The 657-nt window shown below is 65.6% G+C and carries 1 protein-coding gene; it reads left to right on the forward strand.

The window, feature by feature from the left end; translation table 11 throughout:
- On the forward strand, positions 1-346 hold a 346-nt coding region (locus tag L979_RS14010; RefSeq protein WP_047692882.1), incomplete at its 5' end, for a vitamin K epoxide reductase family protein.
- Positions 347-657 lie beyond the last annotated feature (311 nt).

Consider the following 657-nt stretch of genomic DNA (forward strand, 5'->3'; position numbering starts at 1 on the left):
GATCACCACCGCCATGACGATCCTGGCCGGGGCCCGCCTCGGGCGCTGGTACTGGGCGGGCCTGCAGGTCGGGGTCACTCTCGGGGCGGTGTTCGTGATCTGGCTGTGGTCCCAGGCCCTGTTCGCGATCTACATCCTGTGCCTGTACTGCATGATCGTGTGGGCGGCGATGATCCCGCTGTTCCTCCTGCTCACCGTGCGCAACCTCGCCCACGGCGTCATCCCCGCCCCGCCCCGGTTGGTGCGCTTCGCCACCGAGTGGGCCTGGACCCTGGTGGCCATCGCCTACGTGGCCGTGGCTGCCTCGGTGTTCTTCCGCTTCTTTTCTACCTTCACCGGCCTCTGACCCACCCCTGAACGATTCCGGCCATAGCGCCCCTTCAAAGATGCCATGGCCACGATGTCCAGCGACCCGACAACTGCCCCCTGGATCTTGCCGCAGCACCTGCTGTTGGATGTCCTCGAACAACAGCCAGAGGGCCCCTGCCATGGCAGGGGCCCTCTGGCTGTTCCCGACGGTGCCGCGCATCCGGTGACACGACGCGCTCCGTTTGAGGGATGGAAGCGACCACCATTAGTGGGACACCCACGCCAGTGCTGCCCCTGCTCATCGTGAAGCGCCCTGAGTTTGTTGGAGGCTCCTGACCTTGGAAACGA

The sequence above is a fragment of the Kocuria sp. ZOR0020 genome (assembly GCF_000800955.1).
Lineage (GTDB): Bacteria > Actinomycetota > Actinomycetes > Actinomycetales > Micrococcaceae > Kocuria > Kocuria subflava.